This window comes from Sphingomonas naasensis (genome assembly GCF_004792695.1).
Classification (GTDB): Bacteria; Pseudomonadota; Alphaproteobacteria; order Sphingomonadales; family Sphingomonadaceae; genus Sphingomonas; species Sphingomonas naasensis.
This window is the reverse complement of record NZ_SRXU01000004.1, coordinates 177664-199144: the sequence shown is the minus strand read 5'-3', so window position 1 is coordinate 199144 and position 21481 is coordinate 177664. Positions and strand designations below refer to the sequence as shown.

Sequence of the window (21481 nt, the reverse complement as noted above, 5' to 3'; positions counted from 1 at the left end):
TTAGGCGGGCACCAGCTTTTCCGGAGGTATCATGACGCACCGTTTCGACCCCACTTCCCTGCGCGAATATGACATTCGCGGGATCGTGGGGAAGACGCTCGGCGCCGCCGATGCGCGCGCGATCGGGCGCAGCTTCGGCACGCTGCTGCGCCGCGCCGGCGGGCATCGCGTCGCCGTCGGCCGCGACGGCCGCGTATCCTCGCCCGAATTCGAGGCGGCGCTGGTCGAGGGGCTGACCGCGTCGGGCTGCGACGTGGTGCGCATCGGCCTCGGCCCGACCCCGATGCTCTATTATGCCGAGGCGACGCTCGAGGTGGACGGCGGCATCCAGATCACCGGCAGCCACAATCCCGGCGACTATAACGGCTTCAAGATGGTGTTCCAGCACCGCCCCTTCTTCGGCGAGGACATCCAGACGCTCGGGCGGAACGCCGCCGACGGCGATTGGGAGGAAGGCAGCGGCACCGTCACCGACTACGACATCCTCGACGCCTATGTCGGCCGGCTGGTCGCGGGCTATGCCGGGGGCGCCTATCGCATCGGCTGGGATACCGGCAACGGCGCCGCCGGCCCGGTGATCGAGAAGCTGGTCGCGCAGCTGCCCGGCGAGCATTTCACGCTGTTCACCGAAGTCGACGGCGCTTTCCCCAACCACCATCCCGACCCCACCGAGGAGAAGAATCTCGCCGATCTCAAGCGGCTGGTTGCCGAGAAGCAGCTCGATTTCGGGCTCGCCTTCGACGGCGACGGTGACCGGCTCGGCGCGATCGACGGGCAGGGCCGGGTGATCTGGGGCGACCAGATCCTCTCGATCCTCGCCGAGCCGCTGCTCAAGGCCGAGCCGGGCGCGACCGTGATCGCCGACGTCAAAGCGAGCCAGGCGCTCTACGACCGCATCGCCGAACTCGGCGGCGAGCCGGTGATGTGGAAGACCGGCCACAGCCTGATCAAGACCAAGATGAAGGAGACCGGCGCGCCGCTCGCCGGCGAGATGAGCGGCCACATCTTCTTCGCCGACGGCTTCTACGGCTATTACGGCTATGACGACGCGCAGTTCGCCGCAGTCCAGCTGATCCGCGCGGTGCATTCGACGGGCAAGTCGCTGACCGCGCTCAAGGACGCGATGCCGGCGATGATCAACACCCCCGAGATGCGCTTCCAGGTCGACGAATCGCGCAAGTTCGCGGTGATCGACGAAGTGCTCGACCGGCTCGAGGCCGAAGGTGCCGACGTCAACCGCACCGACGGCGCGCGGGTGAACACCGCCGATGGCTGGTGGCTGTTGCGCGCGTCGAACACGCAGGACGTGCTCGTCGCGCGCGCCGAGGCGAAGAGCCAGGAAGGGCTCGATCGGCTGCTCGCGCAGATCGACGCTCAGCTCGCCGCGAGCGGGCTGGCGCGCGGTCCACAAGCCGGGCACTAATCCCGACGAACCGCCCGGACGGGAGGAACCTTGATTTGCATCAAGGGTTTAACCGTCCGAGTGGGATTTGGGCCGTGACTGACAAGCATATCAACAACATCGCCGAGATCGAGGACGCGCAGGCAGGGCTCCGCGAGAGCATCGCCGCGACCAAGGAACTGGCCGAGCGCACCGACGATCTGCTGCAGCGGCACAGGGCGCGCGACGAACGCCTGAGCGTCAACGACGACGCATGATTCGCGCCGGGATTGCGGTGACGGCAAGTTTCGGCTGGCATTTCGCGGCGGCACGCCCCACCTAGCCGGCATGGCCTCCCGCGCCCCTTCCATCATCCGCGTGATCGATCTCGAAACCACCGGCCAGGCGCCGCCGACCCATGGCGTGTGCGAGATCGGCTGGCAGGACGTCGCGCTCCAGCCCGACGGTCGCTGGGAGATCGAAGGCGACGGCGGCAACCGGATGGTCAATCCGGGCCGCCAGATCCCGCCGCTGACCATGGCGGTGCACCATATCCGCGACGAGGACGTCGCCGACGCGCCGTGGTGGCACGATGTCGCGCGGCCGGTGCTCGATCCCTGGCCGCGCCGCGTCGCGCTGGCTGCGCACCGCGCCGATTTCGAGCAGCAATTCTGCACCTCCGCGCTCACCCGCGGCGCCGACTGGATCTGCACGTGGAAGTGCGCGATGCGGCTGTGGCCGCGCTCGCCGGGTTTTTCGAACCAGATGCTGCGCTATTGGCGCAAGCCCGAGGGGCTGGTGCACGAGCGCGGGCTGCCCGCGCACCGCGCCTTTCCCGACGCCTATGTGACCGCGCACCATCTGCGCGACATGCTCAACGAGGCGAGCGTCGCGCAGTTGATCGCGTGGTCGAAGGAGCCGGGGCTGTTGCCGCGGGTGCGCTACGGCCCCGATCGCGGCAAGGAATGGAGCGAGATCGACGACGATTCGCTCGCCGTTTTCCTCAACGACCGCGACGTCGATGTGCGCCACACCGCGCAGCAGGAGCATATCCGGCGCATCGGCGGCGGCCCGGTCGGGCGCAACGCCTCGACGCAGGAATTGCTGCTCTAGCGCTTGCCGGCGATCAGCCAGCGCATCCCTTCGAGCACCCAGCCGTAAACGAGATGCGATGCCGCGCTATAGGCGTGGGTGGCGAGCGGCGTCTCGTCGGGGGACGGCGCGAGCCCCGTGGCCGGGACCACTGCCTCGTCGAACAACGCCGCGGTAGCGACGCCATAGGCGCCGCCGAAGCCGGCGCTCGCCTCTGGCTTGTACTCGGTGAGGACCCCGTAAATGCCGCCGATCACCGCGCCTGCGATGTAATGGACCGCCTGCCCCGCCTGCTCGCGATAAGGCTCGGGAACCGGATCGCCGATCACCGCCTCGCTCGCCATGTCGGCTGCCTTGACCGTCGCCGGATCGTCGTCGCCGCCCTCATCGGGAAGCAGTTTCTGCGCCTGCGCCTGGAACGCCGCCATCGCGGCGGAAGCGACGACTCCCGCGGCGATGCCGACGAACAGGCCGAGAAAGGGACGCGGTTGCTTGGCCATGCGCTGCTCCGTGGCGGTGGACTGCCCGAACGTCCGCGAGGGCATTCGGGTTCAGCCCGGGCGGAAAGGGTTCAATATTTGACGCGGGTGGCGCGCAGCCCGTGCTTCCCAAGCTGCGCCTGGACGCCGTCGGGGCCGGCGAGATGCCCCGCGCCGACCGCCATGAACACGGTGCCCGGCGTCGCGAGCCGCTTATCGATCCATTCGGCCCAGCGCGCGTTGCGATCGGCGAGCAGGATTTTGGCGATCTCGGGGGTTTCGCGCATACCTTCGTTCATCGTCTCGGCGAGCCTGTCGGGATCGCCGGCGGACCAGCTGGCGACCATCTTGTCGAGCTCGGCGCCCATCTCCGGATAATCGTCGATCGTCGAGACGAGGAACTTGATCTGGAGCGGCTCGGGCAGCGTATCGAAATAGCCGAGCTGCTGTTCGGGAGTCTCGAGGCCGACGAGCTGCTTGTTCGCCGCCCTCGCGGCATCGGTGAGCGTGCGCTCGGCGCCGTGGGCCGGATCATAGCCGAGCCTGGGCAGCCCCGCGACGGTCAGCGTCACCGCGGCGAACCACGGATCGAAGCGATCGAGCGCGATGGCAGGAACGCCGACATCGGCCACCACCTTGGCATAGGCCTCGCGCTTGTCGGCGGGGAGCCTTTCGGTGAGCGTTGGGCCGGACGGGTTGACCGCGGTCTTCATGATCAGCCCCTGCATCGTCGCGGCATCGGGCTCGACCATCTCGATCACCAGCGTGTCGCTCTTGTCGAACGCGGTCTTGACCGCCTCGTCGAACCAGCTGAGCCCCGGCTTGAGCACATGGACCGTGCCGAACAGATAGATGGTCGTATCCGAATCCTTGACCACCCACAGCGCGGGATCGGCATCCTTGACCGCCTGTGCCTGCGCGGCGGGCACGGCGAGCCAGGCGAGGGCCGTCAGCAACTTCAACATCGACTTCCTACTCCGGTTCAGGCGAGGTCCTTGAGCGGGGTGGCGGCGTCGGCGAGCAGCGCCGGATCGATCACCGCCCCTTCGAGCACGAGCTTGCGCCCCTGGACATAGTCCCGCGTGGCATTCACGCAATCGAGCGCGATCACGCGACCCTCGCGCAGATAGATTACCGAAAAGCTGTGCGCGGCGGGATCGCCGCGCACCAGTGCCGCGTCGTGATCGGTCGCGAGGCCGACGGTCTGGAGCTTGAGGTCATACTGGTTCGACCAGAACCATGGGACGGCGTCATAGGCGGCCTCGATCCCGAAAATGGTCTTCGCCGCGACGGTCGCCTGATCATTGGCGTTCTGGACCGATTCGAGCCGGATGCAGCGATCGCCGGCGAAGCGATTGGCGTGAAGCGCGCAATCGCCGACCGCGAAGATGTCCGCCAGCGAGGTGCGGCATTGCGCGTCGACGAGCACGCCATTGCCACCGTTCGCGCCGGCATCGAGCAGCGGCGCGACCGCGGGATCGATACCGATGCCCACGATTGCCATTTCGGCGGGCAGAACCTCGCCATCGGCGAGCCGGACGCCGGTGACGCGGTCCGCGCCTTCGATCGACTCGACTGCGACGCCGAGCCGGATCTCGACGCCATGGGCGCGATGCTCGTCCTCGAAAAAGCGCGACAGCGGTTCGCCGGCGACGCGCGCGAGGACGCGGTCCAGCGCCTCGAGCACGACCACCTGCCGCCCGAGCTTCGCGAGCACCGCCGCCGCCTCGAGCCCGATATAGCCGCCGCCGATCACCGCGACGCGGGCGACGTCGGGCAGCTCGGCGATCATCCGGTCGACATCGGCACGGGTGCGCACGGTATGCACGCCGACGAGATCGCCGCCCGCGCAGGCGAGCCGGCGGGGCTTGCCGCCCGCCGCCCAGACCAGCTGGCCATAACCGATCATATCGCCATCGGCGGTGCCGACGCCGTGCGCGATCGGATCGACCCGGACCGCGGTGCGGTTTGGGAGCAGCGTCACCTCGCGCTCTTCCCAGAAGGCGGCGTTGCGGATCAGCAGCCGCTCGAACGGCTTGTCTCCTGCGAGATACTCCTTGGAGAGCGGCGGGCGCTCATAGGGGAACTCGGGCTCGTCGCCGAGCAAGGCGATGCTGCCGGCGAACTTGTTCTGGCGGAGTGCGATCGCCGCCTGCGCGCCGGCATGGCCGGCACCGACGATCAGGACATCGTAACGGCTCATGCCTTCAGCCGCTCGGCATGCCACGCGATATGATCGGCCATGAAGCTGGAGATGAAGTAATAGCTATGGTCGTAGCCGGGCTGGAGCCGCAGCGTCAGATCGATCTCCGCAGCATCGCAGGCGGCGCGCAGCAATTCGGGGCGGAGCTGCTCGTGGAGGAATTGATCGGCATCGCCGACATCGACGAGCAGTTCGGGCACGCGCGCGCCGTCGAGGATCAGCGCACAGGCATCATAGGCGCGCCAGTTGGAGCGATCCGGGCCGAGATAGCCGGTGAGCGCCTTCTCGCCCCACGGCACGACACTGGGCGCGACGATCGGCGCGAAGGCCGAGACGCTGCGGAAGCGGTCCGGGTTGCGCAAGGCGATGGTGAGCGCGCCGTGCCCGCCCATCGAATGGCCGGTGATCCCCTGCCGCTCCATGTCCGCCGGGAATTCGGCGGCGACCAGCGCGGGCAGTTCCTGCTCGAGATAGGCGCGCATGTGGAAATGCGAGGCCCAGCGCGCCTCGGTCGCGTCGACATAGAAGCCCGCACCCTGCCCGAAATCATAGGCTTCGTCATCGGGTACGCCTTCGCCGCGCGGACTGGTGTCGGGCGCGACGAGGATAACCCCCTGCTCGGCGCAGGCGCGGCGATACTCGCCCTTGTCGGTGACGTTGGCGTGGGTGCAGGTGAGCCCCGACAGATACCAGAGCACCGGCAGCCTGGTGCCGCGCACATGCTCCGGCACATAGACCGAGAAGGTCATGTCGGTGCCGGTGACCAGCGACGCGTGGCGGTACACACCCTGCGTTCCGCCGTGTGACTTGTTCTGGCTCAGCGTTTCCATTGTACCTCTCTCTATCCTCCCCCGGAGGGGGAGGGGGACCGCGAAGCGGTGGAGGGGTATTCTCCGCAGGCGATGCCGCTCGTGGATAATACCCCTCCGTCAGCCTGCGGCTGCCACCTCCCCCTCCGGGGGAGGATCACACCGATCGCGGAACGCATACTCATCGAAACACGATCGTTCGGATGCCGTTGAGGAACACCCGCCGTGCGCCGACCCATTGCACCGCCCGGGCGAGCACCTGCGCCTCGATGTCGCGGCCGATGCGGATCATGTCGTCGACCGAGGCGCGGTGATCGATCCGCTCGACCGCCTGCTCGATGATCGGCCCCTCGTCGAGATCGCTGGTGACGAAATGCGCCGTCGCGCCGATCAGCTTGACCCCGCGCTCGTGCGCGCGGTGATAGGGGCGCGCGCCCTTGAAGCTGGGCAGGAAGCTGTGATGGATGTTGATGCAGCGGCCCGCCAGCCGTTCGGCCAGCGCGGGTGACAATATCTGCATGTAGCGCGCGAGGATCAGATAGTCGGCGTCCAGCGCCTCGTACTGTTCGAGCAACGCGGTTTCCTGCGCCTGTTTGCCCGCAGGCAGCAGTGTGAACGGGAGACCGTGCCATTCGGTGAGCGCGCGCAGCGTATCGTGGTTCGAGACGACGCCGACGATCTCGACGCCGAGCGAGCGCGTCTGCCAACGATGGAGCAGATCGTTGAGGCAATGCGACCCTTGCGAGACTGCGATCAGCACGCGCGGGCGCTGGGCCGCGTCGGACAGCTCCCAATCGAGCGCCAGCTTCTCGGCGACCGGCGAGAAGGCTTGCCGCAACTTCGCGGCCTCGAACGGCGCATCCACCGCCTTGAACTCAACTCGCATGAAGAAGCGGCCGGCATCGAGATCGGCATATTGCTGGCTGTCGAGAATGAACCCGCCGCGCTCGGCCAGAAAGCCGCTGACCGCGGCGACGATGCCGGGCCGATCGGTGCAGTCGAGCGTCAGGATCCACGAGGGCGGCATCAGCCGTCGATCACCGGGCGCTGCGGCGAATCGTCACCGAGATTGTGCGTGCCACCGGGCTCGATGTTGATCATCCGCACCTCGCCGCGGCGCGCGACCGGGCGATGCTCGACACCGCGCGGAACGACGAAGAGCTCGCCCGGACCCAGCGTGACGGTGCGGTCGCGCAGCTCGATGTCGAGCTCGCCGTCGAGCACGAGGAAAAAGTCGTCGGTATCGTCATGGGCATGCCAGACGAACTCGCCCGCGACCTTGACGATGCGGATGTCGTTGCCGTTATAACTTGCCACGCGGCGCGGCGCCCAATGCTCGGAGAAGCTGGCGAACTTCGCATCGAGATTGACCGGCTCGTTCATGCCGGCAGGCGCCAGATCGCGCAGAGCTTGTTGCCGTCGGGGTCGCGGACATAGGCGAGGTGCATCTGCCCGAGCGCGCCGCCGTCGCGCAGGCCGGGCGGGTCCTCGATCGAGGTGCCGCCATGCGCGATCGCGACATCGTGGAACTGCCGCACTTCCTCCGCCGACGCACATCTGAACCCGATCGTGCCGCCATTGGCGCAGGTCGCCGGTTCGCCGTCGATCGGCTCGGTGATGCCGAGCGTGCCGTCCTTGTGACGAAAGAACAGCCGGGTCTGCCCGCCCGGACCGACGTTGCGCAGCGGCTCGCCGGCATAGCCGAGCGTGCCGAGCACCGCGGTGTAGAAGCTTTTCGAGCGCTCGATGTCGTTCGAGCCGAGGACGATATGATTGAACATCTCAGTAGACCACCACGCTGCGGATGCTCTCGCCGGCATGCATCAGATCGAAGCCCTTGTTGATCTCGTCGAGCGTCAGGACATGGGTGATCATCGGGTCGATCTGGATCTTGCCGTTCATGTACCAGTCGACGATTTTCGGCACATCGGTCCGACCCTTGGCGCCGCCGAACGCCGTCCCGCGCCAGTTGCGCCCGGTGACCAGCTGAAACGGCCGCGTCGCGATCTCCTTTCCCGCCTCGGCCACGCCGATGATGATGCTGGTGCCCCAGCCGCGGTGGCAGGCCTCCAGCGCGGTGCGCATAACTTCGGTGTTGCCGGTGCAGTCGAAGGTATAGTCCGCGCCGCCGTCGGTGAGCGCAAGGATCTCGGCGATGGTCTGCTCGCGCGACTTGCCGCGGCCGTCGATGAAATCGGTCATCCCGAAGCGGCGGCCCCATTCCTCGCGGTCGGGATTGATGTCGACGCCGATGATCCGTCCAGCCCCCGCCATCTTCGCGCCCTGGAGCACGTTGAGGCCGATGCCGCCCAGCCCGAACACGACGATATTGTCGCCGACCTGGACCTTGGCGGTATTCACCACCGCGCCGACCCCGGTGGTGACGCCGCAGCCGATATAGCAGCTGGTCTGGAACGGCGCGTCCTCGCGGATCTTCGCGACGGCGATCTCGGGCAGCACGGTGAAGTTCGAGAAGGTCGAGCAGCCCATGTAATGGAAGATCGTCTGGCCCTTGTAGCTGAACCGCGAGGTGCCGTCGGGCATGAGCCCCTTGCCCTGGGTCGCGCGGATCGCGGTGCACAAGTTGGTCTTGCCCGAGAGGCACGACTTACACTGGCGACATTCGGGGGTGTAGAGCGGGATGACATGATCGCCGGGGTTCACCGAAGTGACGCCGGGACCGACTTCGCGGACGATGCCCGCGCCTTCATGGCCGAGCACGCTGGGGAACAGCCCCTCCGAATCGAGCCCGTCCAGCGTGTACGCATCGGTATGACAGATGCCGGTGGCCATGATCTCGACCAGCACCTCGCCGGGCTTGGGGCCTTCGAGGTCGAGCTCGACGATCTCGAGCGGCTGCTTCGCTTCAAATGCGACGGCGGCGCGGGTCTTCATGCGGCATCTCCTTGCTCAGGCGCCTGATCGGGGAACCGACCGGCGGTTGCAAGGAGGGAAAATGGTGCTGCCGGTGAGGATTGAACTCACGACCTCAGCCTTACCAAGGATGCGCTCTACCACTGAGCTACGGCAGCACTCGCCGGTCCGGGACCGGGCGGGAGGGGCCTATGTGCTTGGGGGCGACCGATTGTCAACCCGAAGCCGGCCGGTTTATCGAGACTTATTATGAGCGATGCCGAAAAACAGGCCCGACTGGCCGAAGCGCTGCGGACGAATCTACGGAAACGCAAGGCGCAGGCGCGCGCGCAGGCGGCCGATCACGGCGATTCTCAGCGCGACTGTACCCAGCCCGCCGCGAAGGATGTCAGGTCATAGCCCTTGTCGATGAGGGCGTGGGGACCCATCAGATAGACCGCCATGGTGACGGCACCCGCGAGAAACCACATCACTCGATTGGCGCGACCTTCGCTTCCAGCCATTGCCTTTCTTCCTCACTCAGCAACGGGCCGACCACTCCCATGACCCGCGCGTGGTAGGTATTAACCCACTGAAGTTCCTTTGAGGTTAACAGCGCAGGCGCGATCAGCCGCCGTTCGATCGGCGCGAAGGTGAGCGTCTCGAAGGCGAGCATCGGCTGCTCGGCCCCGGCAATCGCGGCCTCGACGACCAGCACCAGATTCTCGATGCGGATGCCGTATTCGCCAGCCTTGTAATAGCCGGGCTCGTTCGAGAGGAACATGCCGGCGCGCAGCGGCTCGAGGCTCTGCCCGCCCGGATAGAAGGGCTGGGCGATGCGCTGCGGCCCTTCGTGGACCGAGAGATAGGCACCGACGCCGTGGCCGGTGCCGTGGCCGTAATCGAGCCCGACTTCCCAGAGCGGCGCGCGGGCGAAGCTGTCGAGCTGCGCGCCGGTGGTGCCTTCGGGGAAGATCGCGGTGGCGATACCGATATGCCCCTTGAGCACGCGGGTGAAGCGGTCGCGCATCTCCGGGGTCGGTTCGCCGACGGGTGCGACGCGCGTCACATCGGTGGTGCCGTCGGCATATTGGCCGCCCGAATCGACGAGGTAGAGCTGGCCGGTCTCGATCGGCAGGTTCGATTCGTCGGTGACCTTGTAGTGCGGGATCGCGCCATTGGGGCCGGTGGCCGAAATGGTGTCGAAGCTCAGATCCTTGAGCAGGCCGGTCTGCTCGCGAAATTGCCGGAGCTTGTCCGCCGCCGACATCTCGGTGAGCCCGCCAGCGGGCGCGGTCTCCTCGAACCATTTGAGGAAGCGGACCAGCGCCGCGCCGTCACGCGCCTGCGCCGATTTGTGTCCGGCGATCTCGGCGGGATTCTTGAGCGCCTTGGCGAGCACCACCGGGTCGCGCTGGCTCAGCACCTTCGCGCCGCCGGCATCGAGCGCGTCGAAGATCGCGGCGACCGCGCGCTCGGGATCGGCGGCGACGCGCTTGCCGGCAAAGTCCTTGAGCGCCGGCGCGAAGGCGGCGCGATCATGGACGCGAATCGCATTGCCGAGATGCTGGCGGATCGCGTCGGTAATTTTCTCGGGGGCGACGAACAGATCGGCGGTGCCGTCGGCATTGACGATCGCATAGGCGAGCGCGACCGGCGTGTGGCTGACGTCGTTACCGCGGATGTTGAATGCCCACGCGATCGAATCAAGCGCCGAGAGCACCACCGCGTCGGCTTTCCGCGCGGAGAGCCACTCGGCGATCTCGGCGCGCTTGGCGGCGGAGGTGCGCCCGGCGGCGGCATTGTCCTGAACCGTGAGGGTCGCGTCCGACGGCGCGGGACGATCGGGCCAGACCGCATCGACCGGATTGGTGTCGACCGCGACCAGATCGGCGCCCTTCTCGGCGAGCGCCTTGCGCGCTTCCTCGACCCAGGCGCGGGTGTGCAGCCACGGATCATAGCCGATGCGACCGCCTTCGGGGGCGTGCTCGCCGAGCCAGCCGGCGATGCTCACCTGCGGCACGGGGACATATTGCCAATGATCGGCCGAGACCTGCTGGCGGACCTGGAGCGTATAGCGCCCGTCGGTGAAGATCGCCGCCTCGCTGGAGAGCACCACCGCGCTGCCAGCGCTGCCCTGGAAGCCGGTGAGCCAGGCGAGGCGCTGGGCATAGGCGCCGACATATTCGGACATATGCTCGTCGGTGAGCGGGACGACGAAGCCGTCGAGCCGATCGCGCTTCAGCTGCTCGCGAAGGGCGTGGAGACGGTCGGCATAGCGGGACATGGCGGTTCCTCGAAATCGGGTGCCGCGGACTTCGGGATCGACGCGCGTGAGTCGGCGGCTTCGTTGCCGATCGTTTGGCCGATGGAATCGCGAATGGGAAGCGCTATGCCTCGGGCATGACCGTTCCCCTGCCCCGCCGCGACCTTGCCACTCCCGCGCTGATCGTCGATCGCGCCGCGCTGACCCGCAACATCGCGGCGATGGCCGCCTTTGCCGAAGCGCAAGGCGTGGCGCTGCGGCCGCACGCCAAGACGCACAAGAGCGGCGAGATCGCACGGCGACAGATCGCGGCGGGCGCGGCCGGGATCTGCTGCGCCAAGCTCGCCGAAGCCGAGGCGCTGGCCGCGGACGGCGTCGCGAACATCCACCTCACCTCGCCGGTGGTCACCCCCGCGGCGATCGAACGGCTCGCCGCGCTCAGCCGGCGGATCGCGCTTTCGGTGGTGATCGACCATCCCGACAACGCCCGCGCGATCGGCGCCGCCGCCGGCGGCCTGACCGTGTTCATCGACGTCGATCCCGGCAGCCATCGCACCGGCGTGACCTCGGCGGCGGCGGCGGTCGCGCTCGCACGGGCGATCGCCGCGACGGGGACGCTCGTGCTCGGCGGGGTGCAATTTTATTGCGGATCGCACCAGCATATCCAGAGCCTCGCCGAACGGCGCGCGGCGATCGTCGAGCGAACCGACTATCTGCGCGGGGTGCTCGATGCGCTGGGCGATGCGGGGTTCGCCGTGCCGATCGTCACCGGCGGCGGCACCGGCACCTTCGCGATCGACGCATCGCTGGGGCTGTTCACCGAGCTGCAGGTGGGATCGTACATCTTTCTCGACCGCGAATATGTCGATTGCGAGCTGGCCGGACCGCGCTTCGAGCCGGCGCTGTTCGTCGACGCGACCGTGGTCAGCGCGAACACGCCGGGCATGGTGACGATCGACGCCGGCCTCAAGGCGTTCGCGACCGATGCCGGCGTGCCGGTGGTGCTGGCCGGCGCGCCGGACGGCAGCGGCTATGCCTTCACCGGCGACGAGCATGGCGCGCTGCGCGGCGACGGATTGCCGCAACTCGGTGCGCGTGTGTCGTTGATGCCGCCGCACTGCGATCCGACGGTCAATCTCTACGATCGCTATTTCGTGCTCGACGGCGGCATGATCGTCGATAGCTGGCCGGTCACCGCGCGCGGCTGCTCGAGCTGAGACTGGCTTCCGCCGCGTTAAGCTTGCGTGTTCCGAATATTTTGAGCGGCGGCGATCAGAATGCCGATCGATGCGCTTCTATTTCGCCACCTCCTCCGCCTTTCCCTATCGCCTGCGGCTGCGGCTGTTCGCATCGTGCTGCGCCGCGACGCATCTGCCGCTGCTCGCCTGGATCGGCTGGAGCGCGGCCACGGGCAAGCTCGCGCTCGGCGAATTCGCGCTGCTGGCGCTCGCGACGCTGGCGGGCGCGGTGATCGCGCTGGGCGGAGTCGGCTCGGTGCTGGCGCGGTTGCCCTTCGCACAGGACGCGCCGGAGGCGCCCGGGCTGCGCAGCGTCCCGATCGCCCGGCCGTCGCGCCGGCGCGAGGATGTGGTCGGCAGCCTGCTCGGCCCGCTGAACACCGCCGAGGCGCGTTCGCGCGAGCGCGACCTCGCCGCCAAAGAGGATCTGCTCACCGGCATCCGCAACCGCCACGGCTTTCTCTCCGACATCGCCGATCTGCTGCCCGCGGAGCGCCGCGGCGCGATCGCGCTGCTCGACCTCAACGGCTTCCGGCGGATCAACGATCAGTTCGGCCATGAAGTGGGCGACCGGGTGCTGCGCGACTTTGCCGGCCGGCTTTCGTCCGAGCTGCGCCGCGGCGACCTGATCGCGCGCTGGGACGGCGAGGAGTTCGCGGTGCTGTTCCGGGGCGCCACCGAGGACGAGGCGGCCGGCGTGCTGAGCCGCGTCACCCGCCGCCTGATCGTCAACCCGCTGATTCTGCTCGACGGCGAGGCGCTGACCTTCTCCGCCGGCGTCTGCCGCTTCGGCGGCGACGGCATCGACGCGACTCTCGCCAGCGCCGACGACGCGCTCGCGGTCGCGCGGCAGGCGGGACGGAGCCGGGTGGCGTGCGCGGGCCGGCCCGGGCAGGTGTTGCTCCCGCTCGCCTGACGGGGGTTCGACACGGCGCCAAGCTGCGATATGGGCAGGCGATGACCGATCTCCCCCCGCCCCCCGTCGCCGCGACGCGCCCCCACAGCTTCACCGCGCACGGCGCCACGATCGACGATCCCTGGGCATGGCTGCGCGATCCCGGCTATCCCGAGGTCACCGACAAGGACGTTCTCGCCTATCTCGAGGCGGAGAACGGCTATTTCGAAAAGGTGATGGCGCCCCTCAAGCCTTTGAGCGCGAAACTGTTCGAGGAGATGCGCGGGCGGATCAAGGAAGACGAATCGACCGTGCCGCAGAAGGACGGCGACTGGCTCTACTGGACCGATTTCGAGACCGGTGGCGAATATCCGCGCTGGTGGCGCAAGCCGGTTGCCGGCGGTGACGACCAGCTGATCCTCGACGAGCCGGCGCTCGCCGAGGGCAAGGAATATTTCCGGTTGGGCGCGTTCAGCGTCAGCCATGACGGGCGCTATCTAGCCTATGCCGTCGACGACAATGGCTCGGAGCGCTTCGAAGTTCGGGTCAAGGATCTCGTGACCGGCGAACTGCTCCCCGAGACGATCCCCGGCATGCTCTCCGAAATCGTCTGGACGAGCGACTCCATGGGCTTCCTCTACGGCGTCGCCAACGAGAACTGGCGTACCGACAATGCCCGCTGGCACAAGCTCGGCGAGCCGGTCGAGAACGATGTCGAGCTCTTCAAGGAAGCCGATGAGGGCTATCGCGTCGCGGTGGGCGAGACGAGCTCGCGCAACTATCTGGTCGTCGCGACCGGCGATCACGTCACCAGCGAGGTGTATCTGCTGCCCGCCGACGATCCTGCCGCGCCGCTGCGCTGCGTGAGTCCGCGCCAGCCGGGGCGCGAATATGATGTCGACGAGCATGACGGCACGCTGTTCATCCACACCAACGACGTGGATCCGCAATTCCGGCTGGTGACGGCATCGGTCGACGCTCCCGGCGAATGGCACGAGCGCATCGCCCCGTCGCCGCATTTCTACATGACCGGCGTGACCTGCTTTGCCGACTTCTTCATCGTCGAGGGCCGCGAGGACGGGCTCGATCAGGTCGAGCTGCACCGCTACGATCCGGCGATCGCGCCGGTGCGGCTGACCTTCCCCGAGGCGAGCTATGTCGCCGGGCTGGGCGACAATCCCGAATATGCCGTCGACAAGCTGCGGCTGAGCTATGAATCGATGGTCACCCCCGGCACGGTGCAGGACTATGACGTCGCCACCGGGGCGGTCACCACATTGAAGGTGCAGGAGATCCCGAGCGGCTATGACGCGTCGAAATATGGCACCGAGCGGCTGAAGATCACCGCGCGCGACGGCACCGAGGTGCCCGTGTCGATCGTCTATCCCAGCGACTTCCCGCGCGACGGCAGCGGCACGCTCTATCTCTATGCCTATGGCGCCTATGGCTATGCGATCCCGCCGGGCTTCTCGACCAGCCGGATGTCGTTCCTCGATCGCGGCATGGCCTTCGCGATCGCGCATATCCGCGGCGGCGACGATCTCGGCCAGCAATGGTATCTCGACGGCAAGCTCGAGAAGCGCGTCAACACGTTCAACGACTTCGTCGACGTGGCGAGGGGGCTGATCGACCGCGGTTTCACGCACAAGGGGGGGATCGCGATCGCCGGACGCTCGGCCGGCGGCGAGCTGATGGGCGCGGTGGTCAATTCCGACCCCGATCTGTGGGGCGCGGTGATCGCCGACGTGCCGTTCGTCGATGTGCTCAACACGATGCTCGACGCCGAGCTGCCGCTCACCCCGGGCGAATGGCCCGAATGGGGCAACCCGGTCGACGACGCCGCGGCCTTCGCGCTGATCCGCTCCTATTCGCCCTACGACAACGTCACTGCCCAGCCCTATCCGCCGATGTTCATCTCGGGCGGACTCAACGATCCGCGGGTGACCTATTGGGAACCGGCCAAATGGGCGGCGAAGCTGCGCGCCACCAAGACCGACGACAATGTGCTGGTGCTCAAGACCAATATGGGCGCGGGGCATGGCGGCAAATCGGGCCGCTGGGAGAGCCTGAAAGAGGCCGCGGACGAGATGGCGTTCGTGCTGTGGCAGCTGGGCGTGGCGCAATAGCGCCTGGTTTGGGGATGTGCGCGCTTCGCCGGCCGGGGAAGCCCGACGCGCGCCTGGCTATCGCCGCGCGCGCTCGGCCAGCCGGGTCTCGCGATGGCAGGTGTGGCAGAAGGCAAAGTCGAATATCTCGCTGAGCGCCCAGGCCTGGCTTTCCAGATTCCATTCGGCCCATGCGTCGCGCGTCACCGCCACGCTGCCGCAGCGTTCGCACGCATATTCTACCCGAGGAGTGTCACCTTCCGCCACGCGCGCATGGTGGCACGGCCAGCGTCCGCTTCGGAGGGAAGTGGCTCCGAAACGGAGACGTTTGCCCGTGAACCGCGTCTGCCCCCCGTCGGCCCTGTCGAGGCACGCCGCGAGGCGGCCACCGCGTAAGGGATTCGCTCCAGCGCAGCACGCTACCTTTTGGTTACGCCGCCGGCTCTAGGCTCGCCCGATGCGGCACGCGTTCGAATTCCACCGTCAATTGCGTCGGCCTCGGCGCCGCCGCACCAAGCTCGATTTTCGGATCGCGCTCGCCCTTGTCGTCGCCGCGGGCGGCGCGTTCGGCGCGACCTTCCAATGGCCGGCCGCCGTCCCCGGAGGGCGCCCGGGCGCAACCGCGACCGAAATCGAGATCGATGGCGCCGGCGCGACGATCAGCCGGCGCTTCGGCGCGTGCCACAGCGGCGGCGGGACCAATTGCGTCGTCGACGGAGACACCTTCTGGCTGGACGGCGAACGCATCCGCATCGCCGATATCGATGCGCCCGAAACCCATCCGCCGCGCTGCGCAGAGGAAGCACGGCTGGGCGACGCCGCGACCGAGCGGTTGCGGGCATTGCTCAACGCGGGGCCGGTGCAGCTCGCGATGACCGATCGCGATACCGACCGCTACGGCCGCAAGTTGCGCGTCGTGCTGCGCGACGGGCGGTCGCTGGGCGCGCAAATGGTGGACGAAGGGCTGGCGCGTACCTGGACCGGGCATCGCCGGCCGTGGTGCTGACCGCGGCTCAGCTCTTCGGCTGCTGGTCGGCGGGCACCGGAGTCAGTTCGTAGATGTCGACCTGCCGCGCATCCACCCCGGCGACCGCGAGGCGCCAGCGGAAGCTGCCGACGCGCTCGACCACGCCGACCATGTCGCGCGTCGGCTCGTTGCCATAACCCACCGAATTCTCGCCCGCGCGGCGCTGGCGCGCGCCGAGAAAGACATAGCGTTTGCCGTCGGGGTAGAAATAGCCCGCCGCCGGATCATTTCCGGTCTGCTTGACGAAGGCCACGCCGTCGGGCGCGCCCGAGATGAAGCAGAAATCGTTCGAGGAACTGCGAACCGTGGCGGGACCGCGCGGCGGGGTGCGCAACCGGACGACGCGGCAGCGATACGAACCCGGGCTCAGCGCGGGCAGATCCAGCCCCGCGGCCGGATCGACGAGGCTGCCCTGCGCGGTGCGGACGCGCGCCGAGAGGCGGGCGTGGAGGCCGTCCCAATGCGCGCGCAGCGCCTGCAGCCGCGCCTCGTCCTCGCGCTTGATCGACGTCCGCCATGCCGGCGGCTCCTCGATCGTGACGGGGCTCACCACCACGATACGCGGCGGCGCCTTGGTCGCGCACGCGGCCAAGGTCGAGCACAGGGCAAGCGTGGCGATGCGCCGATACATTGGCGGACCCTCCCGAACCACATCCAGATTGTCGAAAACCGTTACCGAAAGATGAACGGAGAAAGTTAACGAATGGTAAACGACGCGTTACACCGTTGCGTCGCAGCATGTTTCGGTCCGGAAAATGGCCCCGCTTGCGCGCATCCGTGACGGGGTACGGACCGATGCCGCAGCCGGATACGCTGGCATGCGCGGCATCGGTGATGGCAGAATCGCCGAGCCGCGATTTTGTTGCACTGCAAACGAAAAAACTGGGCGCGGCGCGTTTCGCGCCCTGCGGCCGCTATTCGGCGGCGCGCATCTCGGGCACGTCGTCCGCCACGTCTTCGGGCAGCGCCCAGAGCAGATCGCCCTTGTGGAGCACGCGGCCATCGTGCGCCTGCACCGTCACTTGCGCGATCGGGCGGCGGTCACGCGCATCGACCAGCACCGGGAAGGCGGGGACGCAGGTCTCCCAGCGCTCGCCCCATTGCCGCAGCGCGATCATCGTGGGGAGCAGCGCATAGCCCTTGTCGGTGAGGCGGTACTCGATCTTGCGCCGATCCTCGGGACAGGGCCGCCGTTCGAGAATTCCCTTGTCGACAAGGCGCGCAAGCCGGTTGGCGAGGATGTTGCGGGCGATGCCGAGCTCGGACTGGAACTCCTCGAAATGGTTCAAGCCGTTGAACGACCCGCGCAGGATCAGGAACGACCATCGCTCGCCCATTGCCTCCAGCGCGGCCGGAAGGCTGCAGTCTTTCGCCAGCTCGCGCAGCGACTCTCGGATCGCACCACCCATGACTGAACACCCTACTCCAATTCGCGCATGCAGGGAAACGGCATAACGCATTGCAACGCAGCAATAGTTTCTGCTTGCAACTTACCTGCATGTCAATTAGGTATCGATTCGCAACTGATGTTGCGTCCAAAGGTTCCCCAGGAGGACGAAATGACCCGTTATCTTGCCGTCGCGGCAGCTGCCGCGGCAACGCTGGCGCTCACGCCCACGGCCGGCTTCGCGCAGACTGCGCGCGGTTATTATGCCGCAACTCCGGTGACTTCGCCCGAGAAGGCCAGCCTCGTGACGCGCTCGACGATCTGGAAGTGCGGCGAAGGCGTGTGCGTCGCCTCGAAGGCCAATGCCCGCGACAACATCGTGTGCGAGCTGGTTGCCCGTGAAGTCGGCCAGCTTTCGGCCTTCCGCGCCAACGGCGCCGAATTCGACGCCGACGCGCTCGCCAAGTGCAACGCCAAGGCGCACTAAAACAACAAATACGTTGCATTGCCGCAGCACGGGACGCCATCTAGGTCCCGTGCTGCGTCAATATGAACTTGTAGACCGGGTCCTGTCCTACGACCCCGAAGCCGACGAGGCGCTGCTCAACCGCGCCTATGTGTTCTCGGTCAACGCGCACGGCACCCAGAAGCGCGCTTCGGGCGACCCCTATTTCAGCCACCCGATCGAAGTGGCGGGCATCCTCACTGATCTGCATCTCGACGACGAGACGATCGCCACCGCGATCCTCCACGACACGATCGAGGACACCGTCGCCACCCCCGAGGAGATTCAGCGGCTGTTCGGCGACAATGTCGCGCGGATGGTCGACGGGGTGACCAAGCTCTCCAAGATCGAGGCGCAGACCGAGAGCGAGCGCGCAGCCGAGAATCTCCGGAAATTCCTGCTCGCGATGAGCGACGACATCCGGGTGCTGCTGGTCAAGCTCGCCGACCGGCTGCACAACATGCGCACGCTCCACCACATCAAGAATCCGGACAAGCGCAAGCGCATCGCGCGCGAGACGATGGACATCTATGCCCCGCTCGCCGAGCGGATCGGCATGTACGAGTTCATGAAGGAGATGCAGACGCTCGCCTTCAAGGAGCTCGAGCCCGAGGCCTATGAGAGCATCAGCAAGCGGCTCGACAGCCTCTCGGTCGAGGGCGAGGACCGGATCGCCAAGATCGCCTCGGGGCTCAAGCTGCTGCTCGCGCGCGGCGGCGTCGATGCCGAGCTGTCGGGGCGCGAGAAGCATCCTTATTCGATCTGGAAGAAGATGTCCGAGCGGCACGTGTCGCTCGAGCAGCTCAGCGACATCATGGCCTTTCGCGCGATCGTCGAGACCGAGGAGGAATGCTATCGCGCGCTCGGCGTGATCCACCGCCGCTGGCCGATGGTGCCGGGGCGGTTCAAGGACTATATCTCGACGCCCAAGCGCAACGGCTATCGCTCGCTCCACACCACGATCATGCACGCCGGCGATACCCGCGTGGAGATCCAGATCCGCACCCGCGACATGCACGCCCAGGCCGAGTTCGGGCTCGCCGCGCACTGGGCGTACAAGCAGGATTCGGTGCGCCCCGACACGCAGGTCAGCTGGATCCGTGACCTGATCGAGATCCTCGAGCATGCCGAAAGCCCCGAGGAGCTGCTCGAGCATACCCGGATGGCGATGTACCAGGACCGGATCTTCGCCTTCACGCCCAAGGGCGAGCTGATCCAGCTCCCCAAGGGCGCGACGCCGATCGACTTCGCCTATGCGGTGCACACCGATCTCGGCGACCAGTCGGTCGGCGCGAAGATCAACGGCAAGGTCGTGCCGCTCCGGACCGAGATCGAGCAGGGCGATCAGGTCGCGATCCTGCGCTCCAAGGCGCAGGAGCCGCAGGCCAATTGGCTCAACTTCGCGATCACCGGCAAGGCCCGCGCGGCGATCCGGCGGCACATCCGCCACAAGGAGCGCGACGAGACGGTCAAGCTCGGGCGCAAGCTCTATGACGAGATCATCGCGCGACTGCCCGCGCCGACCGGCGAGAGCGCGCTCAAGGACGCGCTCAAGCGACTGAAGCTCGCCGACGAGGCCGCGCTGATGGAGGCGATCGCGCGGCGCAAGCTCAACGATGCGCAGGTGATGGAAGCGGTGATGCCGGGGTCGAGCGACGGCACCGAGCACGAGCTGCCGAGCCAGGCGCGGGCGATCGACATCAAGGGGCTGACGCCCGGCGTCGCGGTCCATTTCGCCGAGGATTGCCGCCCGGTGCCCGGCGATCGCATCGTCGGGGTGCGCCGCCCCGGCGAGCCGATCGAGGTGCATCGCATCGATTGCGCCGGCCTGATCGACACCGACGAAGAGGATTGGGTCGATCTGACGTGGGGCGACAAGGCCGAGACCGGGATCGCCCGGATCGCGGTGACGCTCAAGAACGAGCCCGGCGCGCTCGGCGCGGTGGCGACGCTGATCGGCGCGCAAAAGGCCAATATCCTCGGCCTGCGCATGGATAATCGCGACACGACCTTCCACACCAACACGATCGACCTCGAGGTCCGCAATGCGGGGCATCTGATGAAGCTGCTCGCGGCGCTGCGCGCGGCGGATGTGGTGAATTCGGCCGAACGGGTTTAGCGGCGATTCTTTTCCTCCCTCGCGTCAGCGGGGGAGGTGGCATGCGCAGCATGACGGAGGGGGCCTCGCCGCGAACGCATCGCCCGCGGAAATGCCCCCTCCACCAGCTTCGCTGGTCCCCCTCCCCGCTGCGCGGGGGAGGAACTGGCGTCAGCCGCCCGCGGCCCTGGTCGCCTGATCCATCAGTGCCTTTGCGGTGCGGATCGCGTCGGCTTCCTTGATCTTGCCCGCCTGGAGTTCGTCGGCGATCTCGAGCACGCGGCCGCTGATCACGGTGCCGTGATCGGCTTCCTCGGTGATGCGGATCCCGCCCTTGGCTGCCGCGATGCGATCCCATTCGGCGCGGATCGCCGCCCAATAGCCCTTGGTCGCCGCCCAATAGCCCTCGGCGGCCTTGATCTCGAAACCGTCGTTCTTCGTGTAGCTGTTGAGGACATATTCCTGGACGATCGGGCTGAGCTTGCCGCTCACCTCGCCGATCTTCAGATTGTCCTGCCAATGGATCCAGCCGGCGGGTGCCAGCGCGTGGCGGTTGATCCCGAGATAGCGATCATAGACCGGTCCGCGGATCGCATCGCGGCGCGCGAGCGGGCGCCAGCTCTCGCCCGACTGCCAGCGGCGCACGCCGCCGACCGTCTGCCATTTGCCCCAGCCGCCATAGCGTGGGCTGTCGTCGACCTGATAGACGGTCTGCGACCAGACGCCCTTGCGTTGCTCGGGCGAGAGCGCGGCCCATGTCCAGGCATCGGGGCCGGCATAGGTGAGCACGCGGGCAGGTTCGTACTCCCAGTCCTGCCGCCAATGCTTGATCACCATCGGCTTGCCGCCGGCATCGACGACGAGCAGGTGCTGGAGCCGGATGACGCGACCGCTGTCCTCGATCACGCGCACCGCCTCGAACCCGCCCGAGACCTTGACCGGGATCGGCGTATAGTCGGCGCGCCACGACGTCGCCTCCTGCATGTCGAACCTGACCTTGTAGTTGCCGGCCATGCCGAGAATGTCGGCGCGATCGGCATCGAATGCGGAAGCCGGCGCCGCGATGGGCGCGGCTTGCGCGAAGGCGGGAAGCGGCGCGGCGACGAGCGCGAGCGCGGCAACGAAGCGAAGATGGTTCATCCT

22 protein-coding genes and 1 tRNA gene are annotated in these 21481 nt (G+C 67.4%); 9 read left to right on the top strand and 14 right to left on the bottom strand.

What is annotated here, in order from left to right:
- Window positions 1-31 precede the first annotated feature (31 nt).
- The 3 genes from pgmG (at window position 32) to E5A74_RS10885 (ending at window position 2494) form a co-directional block, all read left to right on the top strand.
- Entirely contained in the window at window positions 32-1423 is a 1392-nt protein-coding gene (gene pgmG / locus E5A74_RS10890; RefSeq protein WP_135984759.1) for a phosphoglucomutase/phosphomannomutase PgmG, read from the top strand.
- A 74-nt stretch (window positions 1424-1497) separates the two neighbouring features.
- Complete coding sequence (locus E5A74_RS20920; protein ID WP_166745783.1) at window positions 1498-1659, top strand: hypothetical protein; 162 nt, start codon at window positions 1498-1500, stop codon at window positions 1657-1659.
- Between the two features lie 70 nt (window positions 1660-1729).
- Window positions 1730-2494, top strand: coding sequence for an exonuclease domain-containing protein (locus E5A74_RS10885; RefSeq protein ID WP_135984757.1), 765 nt, complete (start codon window positions 1730-1732; stop codon window positions 2492-2494).
- Here the strand turns inward: E5A74_RS10885 and E5A74_RS10880 are convergent.
- The 10 genes from E5A74_RS10880 to E5A74_RS10835 form a co-directional block, all read right to left on the bottom strand.
- Window positions 2491-2973 (bottom strand): DUF1440 domain-containing protein, encoded by a 483-nt coding sequence (locus E5A74_RS10880; RefSeq protein ID WP_135984755.1) that lies wholly within the window; start codon window positions 2971-2973, stop codon window positions 2491-2493. The genes E5A74_RS10885 and E5A74_RS10880 overlap by 4 nt on opposite strands.
- 71 nt (window positions 2974-3044) lie before the next feature.
- Complete coding sequence (locus E5A74_RS10875; protein WP_135984753.1) at window positions 3045-3917, bottom strand: TraB/GumN family protein; 873 nt, start codon at window positions 3915-3917, stop codon at window positions 3045-3047.
- Between the two features lie 17 nt (window positions 3918-3934).
- Window positions 3935-5155 (bottom strand): NAD(P)/FAD-dependent oxidoreductase, encoded by a 1221-nt coding sequence (locus E5A74_RS10870; RefSeq protein WP_135984751.1) that lies wholly within the window; start codon window positions 5153-5155, stop codon window positions 3935-3937.
- The gene (gene fghA, locus E5A74_RS10865; protein WP_135984749.1) at window positions 5152-5985 is read right to left on the bottom strand and encodes an S-formylglutathione hydrolase; all 834 of its coding nucleotides are present in this window, start codon (window positions 5983-5985) and stop codon (window positions 5152-5154) included. The genes E5A74_RS10870 and fghA overlap by 4 nt, the downstream gene beginning before the upstream one ends.
- A 160-nt stretch (window positions 5986-6145) precedes the next feature.
- Complete coding sequence (gene purU, locus E5A74_RS10860) at window positions 6146-6991, bottom strand: formyltetrahydrofolate deformylase (protein ID WP_135984747.1); 846 nt, start codon at window positions 6989-6991, stop codon at window positions 6146-6148.
- Window positions 6991-7347, bottom strand: a complete 357-nt coding sequence (locus E5A74_RS10855; RefSeq protein WP_135984745.1) for a cupin domain-containing protein — start codon at window positions 7345-7347, stop codon at window positions 6991-6993. The genes purU and E5A74_RS10855 overlap by 1 nt, the downstream gene beginning before the upstream one ends.
- Window positions 7344-7745 carry a VOC family protein gene (locus E5A74_RS10850; RefSeq protein WP_135984743.1) on the bottom strand — a complete coding sequence of 134 codons (402 nt, stop codon included), beginning with the start codon at window positions 7743-7745 and terminating at the stop codon, window positions 7344-7346. The genes E5A74_RS10855 and E5A74_RS10850 overlap by 4 nt, the downstream gene beginning before the upstream one ends.
- A 1-nt stretch (window position 7746) precedes the next feature.
- Window positions 7747-8859 carry an S-(hydroxymethyl)glutathione dehydrogenase/class III alcohol dehydrogenase gene (locus E5A74_RS10845; RefSeq protein ID WP_135984740.1) on the bottom strand — a complete coding sequence of 371 codons (1113 nt, stop codon included), beginning with the start codon at window positions 8857-8859 and terminating at the stop codon, window positions 7747-7749.
- Window positions 8860-8921: 62 nt separating this feature from the next.
- A tRNA-Thr gene (locus E5A74_RS10840) sits at window positions 8922-8996 on the bottom strand.
- 311 nt (window positions 8997-9307) lie between these two features.
- Entirely contained in the window at window positions 9308-11104 is a 1797-nt protein-coding gene (locus tag E5A74_RS10835) for an aminopeptidase P family protein (protein ID WP_135984738.1), read from the bottom strand.
- Window positions 11105-11220: 116 nt separating this feature from the next.
- Between E5A74_RS10835 and E5A74_RS10830 the strand changes: the two genes are divergently transcribed.
- From E5A74_RS10830 to E5A74_RS10820, 3 genes are all read left to right on the top strand, one after another.
- Window positions 11221-12300, top strand: a complete 1080-nt coding sequence (locus tag E5A74_RS10830; protein WP_135984737.1) for an alanine racemase — start codon at window positions 11221-11223, stop codon at window positions 12298-12300.
- Window positions 12301-12370: 70 nt separating this feature from the next.
- Window positions 12371-13237: a GGDEF domain-containing protein gene (locus E5A74_RS10825; RefSeq protein ID WP_135984735.1), complete on the top strand. Its 867-nt coding sequence runs from the start codon at window positions 12371-12373 to the stop codon at window positions 13235-13237.
- A gap of 41 nt (window positions 13238-13278) precedes the next feature.
- Window positions 13279-15342, top strand: a complete 2064-nt coding sequence (locus E5A74_RS10820; RefSeq protein ID WP_135984732.1) for a S9 family peptidase — start codon at window positions 13279-13281, stop codon at window positions 15340-15342.
- A gap of 57 nt (window positions 15343-15399) precedes the next feature.
- Here the strand turns inward: E5A74_RS10820 and E5A74_RS21370 are convergent, their stop codons facing one another.
- Complete coding sequence (locus E5A74_RS21370; RefSeq protein ID WP_276469522.1) at window positions 15400-15528, bottom strand: hypothetical protein; 129 nt, start codon at window positions 15526-15528, stop codon at window positions 15400-15402.
- A 280-nt stretch (window positions 15529-15808) separates the two neighbouring features.
- Here E5A74_RS21370 and E5A74_RS10815 point away from each other — a divergent pair, with 280 nt between their 5' ends.
- Window positions 15809-16327 (top strand): thermonuclease family protein, encoded by a 519-nt coding sequence (locus tag E5A74_RS10815; RefSeq protein WP_240699763.1) that lies wholly within the window; start codon window positions 15809-15811, stop codon window positions 16325-16327.
- A gap of 7 nt (window positions 16328-16334) precedes the next feature.
- On the opposite strand, the gene E5A74_RS10810 is transcribed toward E5A74_RS10815, so the two are convergent.
- Window positions 16335-16979, bottom strand: coding sequence for a DUF4893 domain-containing protein (locus E5A74_RS10810; protein ID WP_135984728.1), 645 nt, complete (start codon window positions 16977-16979; stop codon window positions 16335-16337).
- Between the two features lie 283 nt (window positions 16980-17262).
- Window positions 17263-17757, bottom strand: coding sequence for a winged helix-turn-helix transcriptional regulator (locus E5A74_RS10805; protein WP_135984726.1), 495 nt, complete (start codon window positions 17755-17757; stop codon window positions 17263-17265).
- A gap of 150 nt (window positions 17758-17907) precedes the next feature.
- On the opposite strand from E5A74_RS10805, the gene E5A74_RS10800 reads away from it, so the two are divergent.
- Window positions 17908-18222 (top strand): CC_3452 family protein, encoded by a 315-nt coding sequence (locus tag E5A74_RS10800; RefSeq protein WP_135984724.1) that lies wholly within the window; start codon window positions 17908-17910, stop codon window positions 18220-18222.
- A 49-nt stretch (window positions 18223-18271) separates the two neighbouring features.
- Window positions 18272-20359, top strand: coding sequence for a RelA/SpoT family protein (locus E5A74_RS10795; protein WP_135984722.1), 2088 nt, complete (start codon window positions 18272-18274; stop codon window positions 20357-20359).
- A gap of 150 nt (window positions 20360-20509) precedes the next feature.
- Here E5A74_RS10795 and E5A74_RS10790 read toward each other — a convergent pair whose 3' ends face one another.
- Window positions 20510-21478: a DUF6607 family protein gene (locus tag E5A74_RS10790; RefSeq protein WP_135984720.1), complete on the bottom strand. Its 969-nt coding sequence runs from the start codon at window positions 21476-21478 to the stop codon at window positions 20510-20512.
- Window positions 21479-21481: the final 3 nt, after the last annotated feature.

What these genes read in the sequence shown, in the direction of transcription:
- pgmG (WP_135984759.1), top strand. Translation starts at nt 32, where the DNA reads ATGACGCACCGTTTCGACCCCACTTCCCTGCGCGAATATGACATTCGC.
- E5A74_RS10885 (WP_135984757.1), top strand. Translation starts at nt 1,730, where the DNA reads ATGGCCTCCCGCGCCCCTTCCATCATCCGCGTGATCGATCTCGAAACC.
- E5A74_RS10880 (WP_135984755.1), bottom strand. Translation starts at nt 2,973, where the DNA reads ATGGCCAAGCAACCGCGTCCCTTTCTCGGCCTGTTCGTCGGCATCGCC.
- E5A74_RS10875 (WP_135984753.1), bottom strand. Translation starts at nt 3,917, where the DNA reads ATGTTGAAGTTGCTGACGGCCCTCGCCTGGCTCGCCGTGCCCGCCGCG.
- E5A74_RS10870 (WP_135984751.1), bottom strand. Translation starts at nt 5,155, where the DNA reads ATGAGCCGTTACGATGTCCTGATCGTCGGTGCCGGCCATGCCGGCGCG.
- fghA (WP_135984749.1), bottom strand. Translation starts at nt 5,985, where the DNA reads ATGGAAACGCTGAGCCAGAACAAGTCACACGGCGGAACGCAGGGTGTG.
- purU (WP_135984747.1), bottom strand. Translation starts at nt 6,991, where the DNA reads ATGCCGCCCTCGTGGATCCTGACGCTCGACTGCACCGATCGGCCCGGC.
- E5A74_RS10855 (WP_135984745.1), bottom strand. Translation starts at nt 7,347, where the DNA reads ATGAACGAGCCGGTCAATCTCGATGCGAAGTTCGCCAGCTTCTCCGAG.
- E5A74_RS10850 (WP_135984743.1), bottom strand. Translation starts at nt 7,745, where the DNA reads ATGTTCAATCATATCGTCCTCGGCTCGAACGACATCGAGCGCTCGAAA.
- E5A74_RS10845 (WP_135984740.1), bottom strand. Translation starts at nt 8,859, where the DNA reads ATGAAGACCCGCGCCGCCGTCGCATTTGAAGCGAAGCAGCCGCTCGAG.
- E5A74_RS10835 (WP_135984738.1), bottom strand. Translation starts at nt 11,104, where the DNA reads ATGTCCCGCTATGCCGACCGTCTCCACGCCCTTCGCGAGCAGCTGAAG.
- E5A74_RS10830 (WP_135984737.1), top strand. Translation starts at nt 11,221, where the DNA reads ATGACCGTTCCCCTGCCCCGCCGCGACCTTGCCACTCCCGCGCTGATC.
- E5A74_RS10825 (WP_135984735.1), top strand. Translation starts at nt 12,371, where the DNA reads ATGCGCTTCTATTTCGCCACCTCCTCCGCCTTTCCCTATCGCCTGCGG.
- E5A74_RS10820 (WP_135984732.1), top strand. Translation starts at nt 13,279, where the DNA reads ATGACCGATCTCCCCCCGCCCCCCGTCGCCGCGACGCGCCCCCACAGC.
- E5A74_RS10810 (WP_135984728.1), bottom strand. Translation starts at nt 16,979, where the DNA reads ATGTATCGGCGCATCGCCACGCTTGCCCTGTGCTCGACCTTGGCCGCG.
- E5A74_RS10805 (WP_135984726.1), bottom strand. Translation starts at nt 17,757, where the DNA reads ATGGGTGGTGCGATCCGAGAGTCGCTGCGCGAGCTGGCGAAAGACTGC.
- E5A74_RS10800 (WP_135984724.1), top strand. Translation starts at nt 17,908, where the DNA reads ATGACCCGTTATCTTGCCGTCGCGGCAGCTGCCGCGGCAACGCTGGCG.
- E5A74_RS10790 (WP_135984720.1), bottom strand. Translation starts at nt 21,478, where the DNA reads ATGAACCATCTTCGCTTCGTTGCCGCGCTCGCGCTCGTCGCCGCGCCG.